The sequence below is a fragment of the Sporosarcina sp. P37 genome, from assembly GCF_002109365.1.
Taxonomy (GTDB): domain Bacteria; phylum Bacillota; class Bacilli; order Bacillales_A; family Planococcaceae; genus Sporosarcina.
The window spans coordinates 1,100,308-1,118,755 of sequence record NZ_CP015349.1 but is presented as its reverse complement, the minus strand read 5'-3'; the positions used below and the strand labels follow the sequence as shown (position 1 = coordinate 1,118,755).

At 43.3% G+C, this 18,448-nt stretch carries 21 protein-coding genes; 9 read left to right on the top strand and 12 right to left on the bottom strand.

The features are described 5' to 3' along the window. Position 1: 1 nt before the first annotated feature. The 3 genes from cysC to SporoP37_RS05905 all read right to left on the bottom strand — a co-directional run bounded on the left by cysC (position 2) and on the right by SporoP37_RS05905 (position 2,527). Positions 2 to 598 (bottom strand): adenylyl-sulfate kinase, encoded by a 597-nt coding sequence (cysC, locus tag SporoP37_RS05915; protein ID WP_081242784.1) that lies wholly within the window; start codon positions 596 to 598, stop codon positions 2 to 4. Between the two features lie 11 nt (positions 599 to 609). Beyond that, the gene (gene sat, locus SporoP37_RS05910; RefSeq protein ID WP_081242783.1) at positions 610 to 1,752 is read right to left on the bottom strand and encodes a sulfate adenylyltransferase; all 1,143 of its coding nucleotides are present in this window, start codon (positions 1,750 to 1,752) and stop codon (positions 610 to 612) included. A 67-nt stretch (positions 1,753 to 1,819) separates the two neighbouring features. Continuing rightward, positions 1,820 to 2,527, bottom strand: coding sequence for a phosphoadenylyl-sulfate reductase (locus SporoP37_RS05905; protein WP_081242782.1), 708 nt, complete (start codon positions 2,525 to 2,527; stop codon positions 1,820 to 1,822). A gap of 360 nt (positions 2,528 to 2,887) precedes the next feature. Here SporoP37_RS05905 and SporoP37_RS05900 point away from each other — a divergent pair, with 360 nt between their 5' ends. Further along, positions 2,888 to 3,604, top strand: coding sequence for a YebC/PmpR family DNA-binding transcriptional regulator (locus SporoP37_RS05900; RefSeq protein ID WP_081242781.1), 717 nt, complete (start codon positions 2,888 to 2,890; stop codon positions 3,602 to 3,604). A gap of 37 nt (positions 3,605 to 3,641) precedes the next feature. Here the strand turns inward: SporoP37_RS05900 and SporoP37_RS05895 are convergent, their stop codons facing one another. After that, positions 3,642 to 4,016 carry an SLAP domain-containing protein gene (locus SporoP37_RS05895; RefSeq protein WP_081242780.1) on the bottom strand — a complete coding sequence of 125 codons (375 nt, stop codon included), beginning with the start codon at positions 4,014 to 4,016 and terminating at the stop codon, positions 3,642 to 3,644. 220 nt (positions 4,017 to 4,236) lie between these two features. Here SporoP37_RS05895 and SporoP37_RS05890 point away from each other — a divergent pair, with 220 nt between their 5' ends. From SporoP37_RS05890 to SporoP37_RS05880, 3 genes are read left to right on the top strand one after another with little or no spacing between them, the layout of a single operon-like run. Next, entirely contained in the window at positions 4,237 to 4,704 is a 468-nt protein-coding gene (locus SporoP37_RS05890; protein WP_081242779.1) for a low molecular weight protein-tyrosine-phosphatase, read from the top strand. After that, positions 4,701 to 5,402: an RluA family pseudouridine synthase gene (locus SporoP37_RS05885; RefSeq protein WP_085430495.1), complete on the top strand. Its 702-nt coding sequence runs from the start codon at positions 4,701 to 4,703 to the stop codon at positions 5,400 to 5,402. Before SporoP37_RS05890 ends, SporoP37_RS05885 begins: the two co-directional genes overlap by 4 nt. A gap of 49 nt (positions 5,403 to 5,451) precedes the next feature. Continuing rightward, positions 5,452 to 6,696, top strand: a complete 1,245-nt coding sequence (locus SporoP37_RS05880; protein WP_232329816.1) for a carboxylate--amine ligase — start codon at positions 5,452 to 5,454, stop codon at positions 6,694 to 6,696. 171 nt (positions 6,697 to 6,867) lie between these two features. On the opposite strand, the gene SporoP37_RS05875 is transcribed toward SporoP37_RS05880, so the two are convergent. Further along, the gene (locus SporoP37_RS05875; RefSeq protein ID WP_081242776.1) at positions 6,868 to 8,601 is read right to left on the bottom strand and encodes a methyl-accepting chemotaxis protein; all 1,734 of its coding nucleotides are present in this window, start codon (positions 8,599 to 8,601) and stop codon (positions 6,868 to 6,870) included. A gap of 341 nt (positions 8,602 to 8,942) precedes the next feature. On the opposite strand from SporoP37_RS05875, the gene SporoP37_RS05870 reads away from it, so the two are divergent. Then, the gene (locus SporoP37_RS05870) at positions 8,943 to 9,932 is read left to right on the top strand and encodes a lipid II:glycine glycyltransferase FemX (RefSeq protein ID WP_232329815.1); all 990 of its coding nucleotides are present in this window, start codon (positions 8,943 to 8,945) and stop codon (positions 9,930 to 9,932) included. A gap of 38 nt (positions 9,933 to 9,970) precedes the next feature. Continuing rightward, positions 9,971 to 11,152, top strand: coding sequence for a DEAD/DEAH box helicase (locus SporoP37_RS05865; RefSeq protein ID WP_085430493.1), 1,182 nt, complete (start codon positions 9,971 to 9,973; stop codon positions 11,150 to 11,152). A 205-nt stretch (positions 11,153 to 11,357) separates the two neighbouring features. Here the strand turns inward: SporoP37_RS05865 and map are convergent, their stop codons facing one another. From map to SporoP37_RS05850, 3 genes are all read right to left on the bottom strand, one after another. Beyond that, the gene (map, locus tag SporoP37_RS05860; RefSeq protein ID WP_081242773.1) at positions 11,358 to 12,107 is read right to left on the bottom strand and encodes a type I methionyl aminopeptidase; all 750 of its coding nucleotides are present in this window, start codon (positions 12,105 to 12,107) and stop codon (positions 11,358 to 11,360) included. Between the two features lie 94 nt (positions 12,108 to 12,201). Further along, positions 12,202 to 12,543 carry a magnetosome magnetite crystal formation protein family gene (locus SporoP37_RS05855; RefSeq protein WP_081242772.1) on the bottom strand — a complete coding sequence of 114 codons (342 nt, stop codon included), beginning with the start codon at positions 12,541 to 12,543 and terminating at the stop codon, positions 12,202 to 12,204. A gap of 102 nt (positions 12,544 to 12,645) precedes the next feature. Then, positions 12,646 to 13,383: a hypothetical protein gene (locus tag SporoP37_RS05850; protein ID WP_081242771.1), complete on the bottom strand. Its 738-nt coding sequence runs from the start codon at positions 13,381 to 13,383 to the stop codon at positions 12,646 to 12,648. 230 nt (positions 13,384 to 13,613) lie between these two features. Between SporoP37_RS05850 and SporoP37_RS05845 the strand changes: the two genes are divergently transcribed. Then, positions 13,614 to 14,159, top strand: coding sequence for a GNAT family N-acetyltransferase (locus tag SporoP37_RS05845; protein WP_081242770.1), 546 nt, complete (start codon positions 13,614 to 13,616; stop codon positions 14,157 to 14,159). 79 nt (positions 14,160 to 14,238) lie between these two features. On the opposite strand, the gene SporoP37_RS05840 is transcribed toward SporoP37_RS05845, so the two are convergent. The 3 genes from SporoP37_RS05840 to SporoP37_RS05835 form a co-directional block, all read right to left on the bottom strand. Continuing rightward, entirely contained in the window at positions 14,239 to 14,823 is a 585-nt protein-coding gene (locus SporoP37_RS05840) for a beta-class carbonic anhydrase (protein ID WP_085430492.1), read from the bottom strand. 107 nt (positions 14,824 to 14,930) lie between these two features. After that, positions 14,931 to 15,071 carry a hypothetical protein gene (locus tag SporoP37_RS17260; protein WP_196796860.1) on the bottom strand — a complete coding sequence of 47 codons (141 nt, stop codon included), beginning with the start codon at positions 15,069 to 15,071 and terminating at the stop codon, positions 14,931 to 14,933. A 106-nt stretch (positions 15,072 to 15,177) separates the two neighbouring features. Beyond that, positions 15,178 to 16,410, bottom strand: a complete 1,233-nt coding sequence (locus tag SporoP37_RS05835) for an aminopeptidase (protein WP_085430491.1) — start codon at positions 16,408 to 16,410, stop codon at positions 15,178 to 15,180. A 185-nt stretch (positions 16,411 to 16,595) separates the two neighbouring features. On the opposite strand from SporoP37_RS05835, the gene motA reads away from it, so the two are divergent. Further along, the gene (gene motA, locus SporoP37_RS05830; protein ID WP_081242767.1) at positions 16,596 to 17,405 is read left to right on the top strand and encodes a flagellar motor stator protein MotA; all 810 of its coding nucleotides are present in this window, start codon (positions 16,596 to 16,598) and stop codon (positions 17,403 to 17,405) included. Further along, positions 17,389 to 18,156: a flagellar motor protein MotB gene (gene motB / locus SporoP37_RS05825; RefSeq protein WP_081242766.1), complete on the top strand. Its 768-nt coding sequence runs from the start codon at positions 17,389 to 17,391 to the stop codon at positions 18,154 to 18,156. The genes motA and motB overlap by 17 nt, the downstream gene beginning before the upstream one ends. Positions 18,157 to 18,189: 33 nt before the next feature. Here motB and SporoP37_RS05820 read toward each other — a convergent pair whose 3' ends face one another. Next, entirely contained in the window at positions 18,190 to 18,411 is a 222-nt protein-coding gene (locus SporoP37_RS05820; RefSeq protein ID WP_081242765.1) for a DUF1128 domain-containing protein, read from the bottom strand. Between the last annotated feature and the right edge of the window lie 37 nt (positions 18,412 to 18,448).

Sequence of the window (18,448 nt, the reverse complement as noted above, 5' to 3'; positions counted from 1 at the left end):
CTTAATTAATCCATTTTTTATCACGCAAGTAGCCGATCAATTGGTCGACACATTCTTCAATCGTAAATTTATCAGTTTCTAATACCAGCTCAGGGTTTTCAGGTGCTTCATAAGGCGATGAGATACCTGTAAATTCAGGAATTACACCGGCACGGGCTTTTTCATACAGACCTTTCGGATCGCGTTCTTCGCATGCGTCAAGCGGGCAGCTGATATAGACTTCGACAAACTCATCGTCTTCCACCAAACGTCTGACACTGTCGCGGTCTTCCTGGAAAGGGGAGATGAATGCTGTGAAAACGAGCTGACCGCTGTCGATGAATAATTTGGAGACTTCACCGATCCGCCGGATGTTCTCCTTTCGTGCTTCGTCAGAAAAACCTAAATCCTTATTCAATCCGTGACGGACATTGTCGCCGTCCAACACGTACGTATTGGCTCCAAGATCGTGCAGCCGGCGGGCAGCCGCGTTGGCGATTGTAGATTTTCCTGAGCCTGAAAGTCCCGTGAAGTAAAGGACCGCACTATGGTGCCGATTTTTTGCACGTTGCTCCTCTTTTGAGATTAATTGATCATGCCATACGATATTCTTTGTCATTTCATCTCTCCTCACTTCACCGGTTCTTTTTCTTTAAGGCCGCTGATCAGTACATCGACTACTTCTTTACGGCTGAATTCTGCTGGAGGCAGAATACCGTTTTTCAGCATTTCACGTACTTTCGTCCCCGAAAGAATCACGTGCTGTTCACGGGTGTGCGGGCATGTTTTGGCGGTCGCCATGTTGCCGCATGCTGTACAGAAGAAGCTATGTTCAAAAAATAGCAAAGTGATGCCGATTTCTTCCGGCGTAAAGTTCGAGAAGATTTGCTGTGCTTCGTAGGTTCCATAATAATCTCCAACACCGGCATGATCGCGGCCGACAATGAAATGGGTGCAGCCGTAGTTCTTGCGCACAAGTGCATGGAAAATCGCTTCACGGGGTCCCGCATAGCGCATTGCGGCAGGGAAGACAGCCAGCTTGACCCGGTCTTCAGGATAATAGTCACGCAATAACACCTGGTAGCTCTCCATCCGCACATCTGCGGGAATATCATCGGACTTTGTTTCTCCGACTAATGGATTCAATAAAAGTGCATCCACAATTTCGAGTGCGGTTTTTTGAATGTACTCATGTGCGCGGTGTACCGGGTTGCGGGTTTGGAAACCAACAACCGTTTTCCAGCCGTTATTTTGGAATGCATTGCGTGTCTCTGCCGGATCAAAGTAAAACTCCGCAAAATTTTTCTGTTCGATTCGTCTGATTAACTTGACGGGCCCACCAAGATAGATGTGACCGCGGTCAAGCAGCTTCGCAACACCCGGATGTTCCCGGTCTGTTGTTTTATATACTTTTTCTGCTTCCAGCTGCTGATCAGGTTCGTACATATCGGTTATTTCCAGTGTGCCGTAGATATCGCCCTGATAATCTAGCAGCACAGTGTCGCCTACAGAATAAGCCGAGCTGTCTTTTACAGGCAGTGTAATAGGCAGGCTCCAAACCTCGCCGTTTGCCAGGCGGATATCATTAACAACTGCATAATAATCTTCAGAAGTCAGGAATCCGGTCAGCGGACTGTATGCGCCGGTTGCGATTAATTCCAGGTCACTTACGGATGTTGCATCAATGGAGACCGTTTTATGCACCCCTTCAATCGATGCAGAAGGGTCGTATAAATTCACTAAAGTACCGCCATGTGGTTGTATTGTTGTCATTTGTAAACACCTATCCTTTTTAATTAATAAGTCATATAGAAATACTCGGCTTTAAATGTAAAAAAATTTACGTATGCAGTCCGCATTCAGTCTTCCCGCTTCCAGTCCACCTGCCGGAACGCATATCCTCTTCAGTAAATGCAGGCTTCGTACATGTTGCACATCCAATACTTGGGAAACCTTGATCATGCAATACGTTATAATCCAGTTCATGTTTATGGGCGAAGCGCCAAACATCTTTCCATGTCCAGTGAATGAGAGGACATACTTTGATTTTTTTAAAACGCTGATCCAAATTTAAAAACTCTGTTGTTTTCCTCGTTTCGGATTGTTCTCTCCGCAACCCTGATATCCAGGCGGCGGAAGGGGATATTGCTTCTTCCAGCGGCTTAATCTTCCGCAAGTCACAGCATAGATTCGGGTTGTTTTTCCAAAGTTCAAGGCCGTATTGTTCAGTTTGCTGTTCTATGGTCAGTCTGGGCTGCTGCATATGAATGTGAAGCTGCGGATAACGCTTCTTTACTTTTTCAATTGTTTCATATGTTTCCTTGAAGTGATAATTGGTGTCCAGGAAAATGATTTTGGCATCTGCTTTTATGCGTGAGATCAGTTCGATCAATACAATACCTTCAATGCCGAAGCTGCAGGCGTAGACGAGTTTTTCCCCATAGTGGCTGTATGCCCACTGCAACACTTCAGCAGCCCCTTTTGTCTCAGAATCCGCAGGAAACACCGGCAGCACAGCTGTCTCATTCCACGATTCAAATGTAACCATTTCATCCCTCCGCTTACTGTTTATAATATGCTTAGTTTACCAGACAATTGAAAATAGTCAATACAAATTAGAATAGTAGGGTTTTAAATTTTTAAGTGTGAGTAAGCAGGAATTGCAATGCGTAATGTCTAGTGATAGAGAGACTGCTGACTAATTTCCTTTTTACGCAGCGATCTGGCTTGCTTCCCAAATAACGGTGCCGAGACTGACTAACTTCAGTATTTTGACGTACGTTTAAAAACTGCAAACAGTAATTGAGAAAGAAACTTTTCAACTTTTTTACTTTTCATGTCAAAAATCAATTGGTATACTGAATAGTAGCAGTATACCATTATAACTAAAGGAAAGAGTGTGCACCCTATGGGCCGTAAATGGAATAATATTAAAGAGAAGAAAGCATCTAAAGATGCGAATACTAGCAGAATCTATGCGAAGTTTGGCCGTGAAATATATGTAGCAGCAAAATCAGGAGATCCAAATCCGGAATCTAACCAGGCATTGAAATTCGTGCTGGAACGCGCAAAAACATACAGCGTACCGAAAGCAATCATCGACCGTGCCATTGAAAAAGCTAAAGGCGGCGGTGAAGAAAACTTCGACGAACTACGTTACGAAGGCTTTGGACCGAACGGTTCGATGGTGATTGTTGATGCGTTGACAAACAATGTAAACCGGACAGTTTCAGAAGTGCGTGCCGCATTCGGTAAAAATGGCGGGAATATGGGTGTCAGCGGTTCTGTTGCCTATATGTTTGATCCTTCAGCTGTAATCGGAATTGAAGGAAAAACAGCAGACGACGTATTGGAATTACTGCTGGAAGCGGATATAGATGCAAATGATATCGAAGAACAGGACGGTCAAGTACTTGTATATGCAGATCCGTCAGCATTTCACGAAGTACAGGAAGCGTTCCGCCAGGCAGGTGTTACAGAATTTTCTGTAGCTGAATTAACGATGCTTGCGCAAAATGAAATTTCATTGGACGAAGAAGCACAGGAACAGTTTGAAAAAATGATCGAGGCGTTGGAAGATTTAGAAGATGTGCAGCAAGTTCATCATAATGTAGATTTAGCATAAGAAAGCAGCTGTTCCTTTTGGAGCAGCTGCTTTTACATTATTTCATAATGACTTTCCATCCGTCATTCGGCTCTTCTGTTGTCTCGACATAAGCAGGCAAGAATACGAACGACCAGGGAGTGGCTGTAAAAGCTGGGATATCCAGATTCAGTGAAAAGTTCTCTTCAGCCGCCAGTTCTTCCCGCTCATTCAGTACATGAACGGCAGTTTCACGAAGAGACAGTACGTCTGGGCGGTTATTTTGCAGAAATACCGTAGCAACTAAACCGCCGTTTCGCTTTCGTTTCAGCAGGATGGGAGTAATTGTCACTTCTGCCCCAACTGATTTTTTCAGTTCGAATTGATGAATGAATGCTTGTTTTTGCTGATCTGACAAAGTGGCTTCCCATGTTTTTTCGAATACAATCTGCATCAAGCAGACCTCCTTTAACCTATATCATTCCCGTTAATTTGATATTTAAGTCCTATCATATCATACTTTATAAAATATAAATAACTATGACTTAATTCTCTTGCGAAAAGTATTTCGCAGAGCGTAAGAAATAGAGCTCTTCATTATTTGTGATCAACTGAAGGATTGCGATGAATGATGTATACTGGAGTAGAAATACGAAGATAAAGGAGAGAATAGTATGATACGCGTATTATTCGTCTGTTTAGGGAATATTTGTCGTTCACCAATGGCAGAAGGGGTCTTTCGGAAAATGATCCATGATGAGCAGCTGACGGATCAAATCGAAGTGGATTCTGCAGGAACAAGCGACTGGCATATAGGGAAGTCACCGCATGAAGGCACACTTGCTAAATTGGCGGAATATGAAGTGTCCGCTGAAGGGATGGCCGGGCGTCAGTTGACGCCAAACGACGCAGAAGGCTTCGACTATATTATAGGAATGGACGCAGAAAATATCCGCAATATTCGCAAGCTGTTCGGCGATCACGGACATCCGCGCATTCTTCGATTTTTAGATCTCACGAGTCATCAAAAAGATGTGCCTGATCCATATTTCACCGGAGATTTCCAGGAAACGTATGACTTGGTGCTGGAAGGGTGCCAGGCTTTAATGAAGCTTATCAAGGAAGAGGACTTAACCAAATGAAGATTCCTATCTTATATGAAGATAATCATGTATTAGTTGTAGAGAAACCTGTAAATATACCGGTTCAGGAAGATGCAAGCGGCGATTTGGATGTGCTCACACTATTGAAGGAAGACATCAAAAGACGTTACCAAAAACCGGGGAATGTTTATTTAGGTCTTGTCCATCGTCTTGACCGCCCAGTCGGCGGTGTAATGGTCTTTGCTAAAACCTCCAAATCAGCTTCCCGTCTATCAGATCAGCTGCGCCGGGGGACGATTGACCGAAAATATTTAGCGGTTGTGCGTGGAGTGCCTAAGAAAAAGCAATCTACCCTGAAGCACTATCTGTATAAGGACCGCAGAAAAAATCAAGTATACAGTGTAAAACCAAACCATCCTGAAGGGAAGACGGCAAGCTTGGATTATCAGTTACTTGAAAACAGTTCCGGCCAAAGTTTAGTGAGCGTCCGTCTTCATACAGGACGTTCTCATCAAATCCGTGTACAGATGGCAACTGAAGGGTTTCCTTTGTATGGCGATCAGAAATACGGAAGTGCATTCAATAAACCTGGAGAGCAGATCGCGCTATGGGCGCATACTCTTGAATTTGAACATCCGACAACAAAAGAAACGCTGCATTTTGTGTCCAAGCCGCCGCGAGTCTATCCTTGGGAGTTATATACTACTCATAATCAAGTCTACAAAACATACGGCTAGTGAACAGCTGTACATTCTTGACTTACGAATTCAGTGCATCTACACTTAAATGGAAAAACGTCAGCTGGAGGAATTTATGAGTAAGCATCCTTTTATTCCGATTATTGTCGGAACCAATATCAATGCCTATAATATGGCGATTTCATTTCACGAAGAATATGGCATTAAGCCGGTAATCGTTGGAAGAGAGCCGCTGCCATTTACTAGCTATAGTACGATTACAGATATCCAAGAACTGAATAAAGGGTTACATGATCCGCAAGTGTTCGTACAGTTTTTGCGGGAAGTGGCGAAAAAGTACCGCACGGCAGATCAAAAGCTTTTACTTGTCGGGACGGATGATTTGTATGTGCGGCTGATCATCGAACAGCGGGAAGCTTTGAAAGAAGACTTCCTGTTTAATTACATCGATGAAGAAATTATGAATGCGGTATATATTAAAAAGAATTTCTATGAATTATGTGCAGAGCACGGTATCGACACGCCTTCCACATATTTCCACTCGTGCCTGTCTGATGAACCATTTACAGATGAAGTGCTGTTTCCTGTCATCATCAAACCAAGTGACGGAGTCCAGTATTACCGCCATCCGTTTGAAGGGCTGCAGAAGATTTATAAAGTCGATACATACGAGGAGATCAACCGGATTATTCAGATGGTGAAAGCCAGTGGCTATAAGGAAGATCTGATTATCCAGGACTTCATTCCAGGCGATGACACATTCATGTGGGATGCAGTCTACTATGCCGACCAGCACGGAAAACCGCAGCTGATCACATTTGCACAAGTTGTTCTCCAGGAACGTGCGATGACAGCAATCGGAAACTACACCGCATTGATCACCCGTTACAATGAAGAGGTCATGACGAAGCTTGCGAAATTCCTTGAAGCAATCGGCTACGTCGGCTACGGAAACTTTGACTTGAAGTATGATGCGCGCGACGGCAAATTTAAAGTGTTTGAAGTGAATATTCGCCAAGGACGTTCAAGCTACTACATTACCCAGTGTGGAGAGAACATGGCAAAATACTTAGTGGACGACCTTGTATATGGAAAAGAAAAACCATTAACCTATTTAGACGATCATTTCTTATTCACCGTCGTTCCCAAAGCTGTATTAAATAAATTTGTCGATAATCCGCAGGTGCAAAAAGAAATCCGCACGCTGATCAAAGAGGGCAGATACGGCAATCCGCTGTTTTATCGAAAAGATAAACATATGAAGCGAAAACTGTACTTGCTGATGCGGCAAATTAATTACTTCAAGAAGTATAAAAATGCAGCAGAAGAATGAAAACAAGCTGTCTGGAATGTCATTGCCTGATGACTCTCCGGACAGCTTTTTCATTGTCAGTGAATGAAAGAAGGCGGATGCGGCGGCCTATAATGTAAGTCTTAGACTTTTCACCGCGCAAAAAATGTCCGCTGAAGCACTGTGACTTCGCGGACATCTATATTCTGTAATTTAGCTGAACCGGTCTACAAGATCATGCATATTCTCTGCTTCTGTGTGAAGATCAAGGGATGCGTGCATGATGGTGCTGATTGCAGCTTTCTGTTCATCGATTGATGCATTGACCTGTTCGGTGGCTGCTGCCGACTCGGTGGCAACTGCTGCAATCTGATCAATAGCCTGTACCACATTTTGACGATTTTCATCCATGCTGTTCATATCATTTTCCATAGTCTGCAACAGCAAGGTGATGTTGGAGATGGAATCGGATAATTGCTCGAACGCATTTTTGGTTTCCAGGATGGTGTCTTCCTGATTACTGGATAAATCCAGTGTGTGTTTCATTTGATTTTCAGCAGAAGTCGTATCTTTTCTGATATGCACCAATAAATCGCGGACTCTTGTCGTTGCTTCATTTGTGTCTTCCGATAATTGACGGACTTCATTTGCGACAACGGCAAATCCTTTTCCATGTTCACCTGCGCGGGCAGCTTCTATGCTGGCATTTAATGCAAGCAAATTGGTCTGTTCGGAGATGGAGGAAATGGTTTGGACGATTGCCTGGATTTCGTTCATTCTGGAAACAAGCTGTGCGAAGTTTCCTTGAAGATCATTAATGACCACGTTGAAAGTCTGGGAGTTTTCTTCCAGCGCTTCGGCTTTTTGCATGCCGGTGTTTTGAAGATCATTCATGCTGCGCATTTCGGTTACGACGTGCTCGTACTGCTCGGAAGCATTCGATATCAGCGCGGACAGATGATTCACTTTTGTGATGGCCACATCCGCTTCTTCTGACTGCAGGACAGCACCTGAAGAGACTTCGGTAATTGCGCTGTGTATTTCATCAGCGGAGGCTGTTGCTTCTTCTGTGATGGCGCTCAGTGTTTCTGAGGACGTTCTCATGCGTTCAGAAGAAATTCTTGTACGGCCTACCATTTCATTCAAATTATTCTTCATAGTATTAACGTTTTCGGCCAAGTGCCCGAGTTCATCTCTTGAACGGATCGGAATGTCGTCACCTGACAGTTTACCTTCTGCAATTTCAGCTGTAATCAGCCGGATATTTTTAATATACGATGTCAGTCTGCCTGAGAAGATGGAGAATAACGCGACTCCCACAACGACTGAAATGACTACAGATAGCAGTGTATACCATAATACATTTTTAGCGCCTGCATTGAAGTCCACTAAATATGTCCCGGCAGCGACAATCCATCCCCAATCCGGGTCTTGCAGACTATACGTAATCTTTGGTGCTTCGACATTCAAATTAGTGGGCAATGGCCAGTCGTACTGTACGTAACCGCCGCCGCTTTTAGCTTTAGCAATCACTTCACGAATAAAATAACGGCCATCTTTCGTTTTTGTTTCGTAAAGACTTTCTCCTTCTTTTTGCGGATGCACAAGCAACGTGCCTTCTTCATCTACTACATAAAAGTAGAAGTTCTCCCCAAACTTCACAGGATTATTCAAAGGTCTTGTGCCGTCAGCGTTCATTGGCCCCATGATCTTTTCTTTCGCGCGTTCCTGTGCGTCTTCCAGTGTCAGTGTGCCATTTTCCACTTGCGCATTCAGTTCATCGATTAAGTCCAGAACAGCATAAGTTCCATTCTGTAATCCCATTTCCCCGACATTCTCCAGCTCTTGCTTTGCGACATAATAATTGACGATCCCTACAGCAAATAACGGAATAAGAATGACTAACGCTGCAAGCGCTATCAATTTATTGCGTACTGAACCCCTCAATATGTATAGCCCCCTTTTGCCAATTTAACATATGAAACCTTTTTCCCCTTTTTACAGTATAGGCTATTCTGATTAAGAACGGAATAGCCAGACGAATTTAATAGAAGAATTTACTTAATTTGTGAATGCGCTGCGAAACCCTGGATCGCTGTATTTCCCCGTTTCTTGACTTGAAAAATACAGTAGGCTACACTTAATAGAGCTGTGCCTGTACGACCCGTCGGTGTTTTGTCAATACAGAAACGAAAATTGTACGGAGCTATAGTAATGTAGGGAGTGTTTTAGCAGTGCCGATTTTGGATAAGAACAATGCAGAAGATGTCAAAAGATATGAAACGTTTATGAGGAATTCCCCATATCGCTCCATTACACAGGATCCCAACTGGGCAAATGTAAAAGATGATTGGGGAAACGAGCAAGTATACGTGGAGCGTGACGGTGAAATCGCAGCAGCTATGTCTTTGCTGATCAGAAAGGTTCCGGGCGGTTATTCATTGCTGTATGCACCACGCGGCCCTATTTGTGATTTGCATGATAAGCAGCTGGTTGAGGAATTATTGAAAGAGGCAGAAGTGCTTGTCAAAAAATACAAAGCCTTTGCACTAAAAATGGATCCAGAGCAGTTATATACGAAAGAGCTGGACCAGTTATATCGCAATGCCGGTTACATAGTACGCAATGAGGGGGCAGGGAAAGAAGAGTTAATCCAGCCCCGATATAATATGATTGTAAAACTGACTGATGAAGATGAAGAGTCACTGATGCTGAAATTCCGGGGCAGAACGAGAAGTAAAATCCGAAGCTCTGCACGTAAAGGTGTGGAGATTTCTTATTCGCGCAGCGATGAATATTTGAAGAAGTTCTTTGAAATTCATGAAGAGATGTCTGTCCGTAATCAAATTTCCATCCGGTCATATGATTACTTTGTGAAAATGCGAGAAGCATTCGATGGTCTGCGTATTTATCTTGCAAAGCATGAAGATGACTATCTGGCCGGAGCAATCACCATTAACTATAACGGGAAGTTGTACTACTTATACGCAGGCAGTTCCAATACGAAGAGAAATCTGAACCCCAGTTATCTGATGAACTTTGAAATGATGAAGTGGGGATTGGAGATCGGCGCAGAGCAGTATGACCTTGGCGGCGTATTCGTACTCGACAGTGAACAAGACGGATTGTATAATTTCAAAAACAGCTTTTGTCAGGTAGATGGCGTGACAGAATTTATTGGCGAAATCGATAAAGTGTATAAACCGTTCATTTACAATATGTTTGTAAAAGTAGTGCCTAAAATTCAGAAGATGAAAAAGAAGCTTCAAAAAAAATAACCGGTTGAAGTCCTCAACTAAAGAAAAGAGTGAACCGAATGACTTTTTTAAACGAGCTGAATGAATCTTTGCGCACAAAATGGAAATTTAAGCAGCCTATGCCGATACAGTCCCAGATGATACCCGAAATGCTGGCGGGCAAAGATGTGGTGGCTGAATCTCCGACGGGCACAGGAAAAACCTTAGCCTATGCGCTGCCTGTAATTCAAATGGTCAGCGGTGATCTGCAGAAGACGCAGGCGCTGATCATCACACCGTCACAGGAGCTGTCCATGCAGATTGTCAATGTGATCCGCGAATTAGTGGAAGGGACTTCTGTGACTGTGACACAATTGATTGGCGGTGCAAATAAGCAGCGGCAAATCGAGCAGCTAAAGAAAAAGCCGACGATTGTTGTGGGAACACCAGGAAGGCTGAACGAACTGGTTAAAGAGCGGAAGCTGAAAATGTATGATATACAATATCTGGTCATCGATGAAGGCGATCAATTACTGTCCCGCGAATACCGCGTCCTGGTAAAGAGTTTAATCGAAGCGGCTAATCCTGAGCGTCAGTTAGCTGTCGTATCCGCGACGATTACTGATGAAATTGAACTGGTCGCCAGAGAGCTGATGCAAGATCCGATCCGTCTGCAAGTTAATGCGGATGAAATTCCAAACATCGGAAAAGTCATTCATTCATACGTAAAAGTGGATGAGCGCAAAAAGACCGATATTCTTCGGGGAATTTCTGCATTATCTGGCGTCCGTGCTCTGGCATTCATGAATAACGTAGATCAGCTGCGTATGAAAGAACTGAAACTGCTGTACAATGATGCACCGATTGCAGTTCTGTATTCTGATATGAAAAAGCTCGATCGTCAGAAAACGCTGGAAGACTTTAGAAAAGGCACGATCCGCATCCTGATCGCTACCGACCTGGCGGCGCGCGGACTGGATATCGAAGGGCTGACACATGTTATTCATGTGGACGTGCCGCATACAGTTGAACAATATCTGCACCGGTCCGGCAGAACAGGCCGCGCAGGAGCAGACGGGGAAGTTCTAACATTACTTTCATATCCGGAAGAACGCGATTACCGCAAAGTATCAAAAGGAATCGAGACTATACAGAAAGTTTGGTATAACGGCCGGCTGATAGAAGGTAATTCAAAAACTTTGGATGAAATGAAAAAAGCTGCCCCAAAGAAATCAAAACCAAAAGTAAAGAAAAAGAAATAATAAAAAGCACATTGTCCTCATGACAATGTGCAGCGGCTGAAGACATCATCCAGTACAATGGAGATGTTCTTCAGTTTTTTCATTTCAATTCATTCACGCTGCGGCACTCAGTTCAGCAACAAGGATGGCTGTTAATCAATGGTGCAGTCTGCTATTTCCTGAAAAAAACGGGCATGCGCGGAATATCCGCACATACCCATAATCATCAATCCAGCTTCGTCAGAATTATTGGCTGATCTTTCGTAACAACAATTGTGTGTTCAATTTGTGCTACAAGCGATTTGTCAGGCGTAACAAATGTCCAGCCGTCATCCAGCTCAATCACGTGCTCAGCTTTCTGCGAAATAAACGGCTCGACCGCCAGAACCATTCCTTCCTTCAGCAGCTCTTTATCCCAAGGATCATAATAATTCAAAATATGCTGCGGTTCTTCGTGAAGAGACGTACCGATACCATGGCCTGTTAAGTTTTTGATGACATGTAAACCATGATCTTTCGCCTCGCGCTCCACTGCCTTGCCGATCTGGCTCAGACTTGCACCTGCTTTTACTTTCAGCAATGCGCGATCCAAAGAAGATTTGGCTACATCGCATAATTTTTGTTTCTGCTCATCAGGAGTCCCGGCGACGAATGAGATACCAGTATCTGCGAAATAGCCGTCACGGGATCCTGAAACGTCAATATTCACAAGATCTCCGTCTTTAATTTCGTAGCTTCCGGGAATACCGTGCGCTACCTGGTGATTGACGCTAATGCATGTATAGCCTGGAAAGTCATATTGATCGATAGGTGCAGAAACCGCGCCTTTTTCCGAAAACAAGCGGCCTGCCATTTCATCAAGTTCTTTCGTTGTGATGCCTGGCACTGCTGCATCTTTCAGCGTTTCACGGATTTCTGCCACGATCTTTCCAATTGCGCGCAGGCCTTCTAATTGTTCATCATTTTTTACAATCATGTTTACAAGTCCTTTCTTCCGTACAAGTTATTCATCACTACTATATCATACTCTGCGGAATAAATTTCAATGATTTGCCTATTCTTCCGGCCGGTTACTTTAATAATTTGACACCCTGATAGACATTCCAAATGAGCACGATCACGAATAACAAACTGTACAAAGCAATGAAAAGGAAAGGGATGAATCCCCAGAACATCATATTGCTGTCTGCCGTCGTAATGGCATCAGCGTTAAAGGAAAAAATCGAAAAAGACATCAGTACGAAACCAGCAATCAGCAGAGCCAGCGGAACGATATGAGAAACTAATGCTTTCTTCGCATGACGCCTGACTTCAAATTCGTCTGACACAAAATAGATAATAATCGGAAGCAGAAGAGGGGCGAAAAATACACTGAAATAACTAAGTGAAGCCAATAATTTAGAATTTGACATAGTATAACCTCCACTTCATAGCATGATAGTTCATACGCTAACCTATACCCTACTTTACGTTATCATTACATAAAAAGCACGGCTGCACAATTTGCAGCCGTGCTATAATTGTATGGACTTGGAAAAACGGCGGCCCATGAATAAAATGAACCCGATGACAGCCGAAAGGAACAGAGCAGCTGTTGAAACAAATAATTCATCCGTTCCGTTTTTTATGGCTATTCCGATAAAGGACCAAATGATAATGAGATTAAACATAGAGTCATGGTAATGATACATAAAATGTAGAGCAATGGCTGCAGTTAAGGTTAAAAAGAAGACGGTCCAAAGCGGATCACTCAAACCCCATCCTGTCCAGTCATGGAATTTGAAAGCATAGTAAGAGTTTGCGATGACTGCGATGAAAATCCACCCCATATAGGCCGAAATCGGAAGGCGCTGCCGGTTCATGTCCTCCAATTTTGGATAACTGAAATACAGCACTAATAAACAAATTAGCAAAGATATGACACTGACGATAGCCCAGTAATAATAGCCATAATGCCATAGTAATAACCAGGCGATATTTAAAAAGCAGCTGACTGAGAAAGAGAATGCCCGCAAATTGGCAACCGGTGAAGTAAGTTTGGCCGATGATTTAAAAAACATATACAGCCAGCTGACCAGCAGCACATCCAAAACAATCCAAATTGAAAAAACATATTCAGCAGGCATGAATAGAACCGGTACACGATTAGCAATTTCCCAAGTTGTCAGTCCGTTGAGCGGAATCAAATTTGCAGCGATGTGAGTTCCAATCATGATGAGCAACGAAAGTGCCATCAAAATAATTCTTAGCATGATAAAATCCTCCTGAAGAACAGTATACAGAGAATACGGATCGATAGATGAGGAAAGTATGAATTTTCCTTTACAAATGAGAAAATGTGACGTTCTATTGTCTTGTGCGTATGAAGAATACTATAATAGAAACTATTGATATGACATAAGTGGCGGGAATACTTCACTGCTTTCAAAATAATCGGATAAAAAACGGTAAGAACAGAATGCGTTGAAAAGGATGAGGAAAAATGATTTTACTCGAAGGGGAGCAGTGTTATTTACGAATCTTAACGGAAGATGATGCCTATCAGTTTACTCAGCTGCTGATTGCCAATAAAGAATACTGGACCGAATTTGAACCAAGGCATGATAATGCGTATTACACAGTGGCAATGCAGCGTGATAAAATCCGTGAATCACTCTATCAAATGCGTGATCGGAGAGAATATAATTTCGGGATTTTTGATTCACAGACGAGTATGATCATCGGGCAGATCTCTCTTTACAGCATCAAACGCTTACCGTTTTCCAGCGGCTTTGTCGGATATTCCATTGATCAGGGGCAGGCGGGGAAGGGAATAGGCACGGAGGCAGTCCGTCTGATTAATCAATTTGCGTTTGAAAAAGTCAATCTGCACAGAGTGGAGGCGTATGTATCGCCGCGTAATGGGGGATCTGTCAAGGTGTTGGAAAAGGCGGGATTTCAACGCGAAGGTTTGCTCCGGCAACTGTTATTTATTAACGGTGTGTGGGAAGACCATTATATGTATGCAATAGTGGAAGAAGATTATTGAAAGGGCAAGACCCTTTGGGAAAAGTGGATGACTATATGGAAAAACCGGCTCTTCGATTAGAAGATGCCGGTTTTTGCCGTTACTTATTTGTTTGAGCCACTTGTACTTTGTAACCGTCTTCAATTACGTCCAGCTTTCCGTTCTCAGGATTAATGACAAGTCCGTGCACAGATACATCTGCAGGAATCAGCGGATGGTTTCTGATAGCATCCACGCTCTTTTTCACGCTTTCATTTACGTCACTGAAACCATGCAGCCAGCTTTCCATGTCAATGCCTGAATACTCCAGGGTTTTAAACATGGCGGGATCGATACCGCGCTCAATCATGTTTCCTACGATGTGCTCTGTATTGATGGAACTCATCCCGCAGTCATGATGGCCGACCACGTATACTTCGTCTGCCTGGAGTTCATAGACTGCCACCAGAATACTTCGCATTAGACCGCCGAATGGATGTGTGATAATAGCGCCGGCACTTTTAATGATCTTTGCATCGCCGTTTTTAAGATTCATTGCTTTTGGAAGCAATTCAATCAATCTTGTATCCATACAAGTAAGAATGACAATTCTCTTATCCGGAAATTTCGTAGTAGCGAACTCTTCGTATTTCTTTTCTTCAACAAAAGATTGATTGTAATTCATAATATCGGTTAATGACGTCATGTAAATATCCCTCCTGGACTGTTAATTGTAAGTAAAAGAAACGAGCCGCCCAATCAGGCGGCTCTAATCATGAAATCCATATCCATTAAAACTGGAATAGAAGAAAATTAGTTTCTGCCTTCAGGTTTTGGATCGATAATAACTGAGTCAGATGAATCCAATGCTCCAGCTAAAAAGTGCATTGTAAACCAAGATGCCAGTCCAAGAACTACTGTATATCCGATAACTGTTGTAAACATTAAGCCCATTCGTAAGCCCCTCTTTCCAAATGTAATATGTTCTATAGCCTATTATACACGATTTTGCACTAAATTTTAAGTGCTTACACAAACTTTGCGTGAAAAGTGACGGATTTTAGAATGCCCAGTTACCAGCGCGGAAGATGGGTTCCACAGTACCGTCTGCAAGTATTCCATCAATATCCATTTCCCCGGAACCTATCATGAAGTCGACATGTGTCAAACTTTGATTCAAACCGTTGGCCTGCAGCTGATCAGAGTCCATTTCTTTTCCGCCGTCGAGACAAAACGCATAGGCACTTCCGATTGCCAGATGATTCGAAGCATTTTCATCGAATAATGTATTATAGAATAAAATATTGGAATTAGAGATTGGAGAATCATGCGGCACCAGCGCCACTTCGCCAAGATAATGTGAACCTTCATCTGTATCGACAAGCTGTTTCAGCATTTCTTCGCCTTGTTCAGCAGATACATTTGTAATCCGGCCGTCTGTAAATTCAATCGTGAAACCGTCAATAATCGTGCCTGCATAGCTAAGTGGTTTTGTACTTTTTACAATACCGTTGACACCTGTTTTCAACGGAGCTGTAAATACTTCTTCAGTGGGCATATTCGCCATGAATTCATTGCCTGCCTGATTGACGCTCCCCGCTCCGCACCATAAGTGCTTTTCAGGAAGCTCTATTGTTAAATCAGTTCCTGGAGCTGTATAATGGAGTTTATGATAATGTTTACCATTCAGATAATCCACTTTCTCATGCAAGTTTTCATTGTGCCGGCGCCATGCATCAACTGGTCCCGGCTGATCAGCCCGAACAGCGCGCAGGATAGCATCCCACAAGGCAGGGACTTGTTCGTTTGCGGCTAAATCCGGGAAAATCTTTGCCGCCCAAGCGACGGAGGGAGCAGCAATGACTGTCCAGCTGAACTTATCAGCCTGCATAGCTTGTCGGAATTTGCTTAGAGCTTTACTGGCAGCCTTCTGACTGTCACGTATTCTGCTGGACTCGATACCATTCAGTAAGTCAGGATCCTGTGATACGATTGACATGAAAGCGGCCCCTTTTTCAGCCAGCTGTTCACGTTCCATCTGTTTCCAGGACGGAAATTCTCCAAAGGAATCAGCCGGTGCCTTTTCATAGCGCAGGCGTGTCACTGCATCATCTGTCCAGTCTACGAAAACTTGCCGTGCACCTGCTTCATAAGCTTTTTCGACAATCAGCCGAACAAATGAAGTGATTTCGGTAGAAGCGCTGATGAATAAATATTGGTCGTGCTGAATATTTACACCTACCTTCACAGCTAAGTCGGCATAATTAGAAAGTTGCTCTTGGAATTGATTCATCATGACATCTCCTTTTTACGTATTATGAACATACTATCAATCATGAATTGAAGTTCGCAACGTTAAAGTAACTAAGATAGGTTGAAATACTCGGAAGTTCCTATAAAAAGTCGTCAGTTTGCCCTAAAGAACAGGGCTTGATGGCCGAAGTAATAAGAAGAATGTAGTACTTGGAGGCTGTATGTATGGATTTATCCACTATTATAGGTTTAGCGTTAGGATTTATTGCGTTACTGGTTGGTATGACTCTAAAAGGAGTAACACCCGACGCACTATTGAATCCAGCCGCTATCCTGATTATCATCGCAGGAACGATTGCTGCAGTAGTTATCGCATTTCCTATGAATGAGCTAAAAAAAATACCAAAGTTATTTAAAATTATTTTCACCCAGCAAAAGCTTGCGTCAGATGCTGAACTGATCCGTCTGTTTTCCTCCTGGGCTGATATCGCACGCCGTGAAGGATTGCTCGCACTCGAAGCGAAAACAGATGAAATTGATGACCCATTTTTGAAGAACGGACTGGGTTTGGCGATTGACGGACAAAATGCTGATTACATACGTGATGTACTAAGTGAAGAAGTGGAAGCAATGCAGGAACGTCATTCTGTCGGCGCGTTAATCTTTTCGCAGGCCGGAACATACGCACCTACATTAGGGGTGCTTGGGGCGGTTGTCGGACTGATTGCCGCACTAAAGGACATGAATAATATTGATGCATTGGGACATGCGATTTCTGCGGCATTTATCGCCACATTGCTCGGTATCTTCACAGGCTATGTTTTATGGCATCCATTTTCTAATAAGCTTATACGAAAATCAAAAGAAGAGGTACGACAAAGAACGATGGTGATTGAAGGGATTCTTTCTGTGCTCGAAGGGGAAGCGCCCCGTGTCATCGAACAAAAGCTGGCATCTTATTTATCTGTAGAAGACCGGAAGAAGCTGGCTATTGACGGCGGCGAAGGAGCTGGTAAAGTTGGCGAAGAAGCGTAAGAAAAAGAAACATGAAATAGAACATATCAACGAATCGTGGCTGTTGCCCTACGCCGATTTGCTGACGCTGCTGCTGGCGCTGTTTATCGTACTGTTTGCGAGCAGTTCGGTAGATGAAGGGCGGTTTGCGGAAGTGTCGAAAGTTTTCAGTGAAATATTCGAAAGCGGCAGCGGAATTATGAGTGAGAATGCGCCGACCACTACGCCTGTTCCGGACGATTCGGTAGGCGAGCTGGATGAAAACTCTTCTTATATGGAAGATCAGAAGTCTCTTGGTGAGACACAAGATGATTTGGATGAGTATATTGCGGTGAATGAACTGGAAAATCAATTTGACACTAAGCTGACAAATGAAGGATTATTGCTGACGATTCGTGACAGTGTACTGTTCAAGTCAGGGGAAGCTGCCATCAGGCCTGAGTATAAAAGGCTGGCTAACGATATTTCTAAGCTGCTGGCACTCGACAGACCGCGTCAGGTCGTCATCACGGGACATACAGACGATATACCAATCAATAATGCGCAGTATTCCTCTAACTGGGAACTGAGCGTCATGCGTGCTGTGGAGTTTCTGAAGATCATCGTTCAGAACAATGAAGTAGATCCCAATCTGTTCAGCGCAAAAGGGTATGGGGAGTACAAGCCGATCGTACCGAATGATACAGTAGAAAACCGCAGTAAAAATCGCCGGGTGGAAGTGCTGATTCAGCCGCTCGTACTGAAGGATGGAACACCTGTATCACCGCAATAAAAAAGCGACTCCCATATGGGAATCGCTTTTTTTTTAATTGCGCATAGAACCCAGTTCTGCTGCAATTGCCTGCATTTCATTCGGTGTGATGTTTTCGCGTTTCATGACCATGTCATACATATATTTCAAGTCGTCATACTGCTCTGTGCTGAAGTTATCAGACTTCATCGCATCAACATTTACCATACGAAGCTTTTCTTTAATTTTTTCAATCATGTATGAAATATTCTCAGGTGATTTTGTAGATAAATCCATGTCTGTACCGCCTTTCTGTCTTATGAAATCCATCATT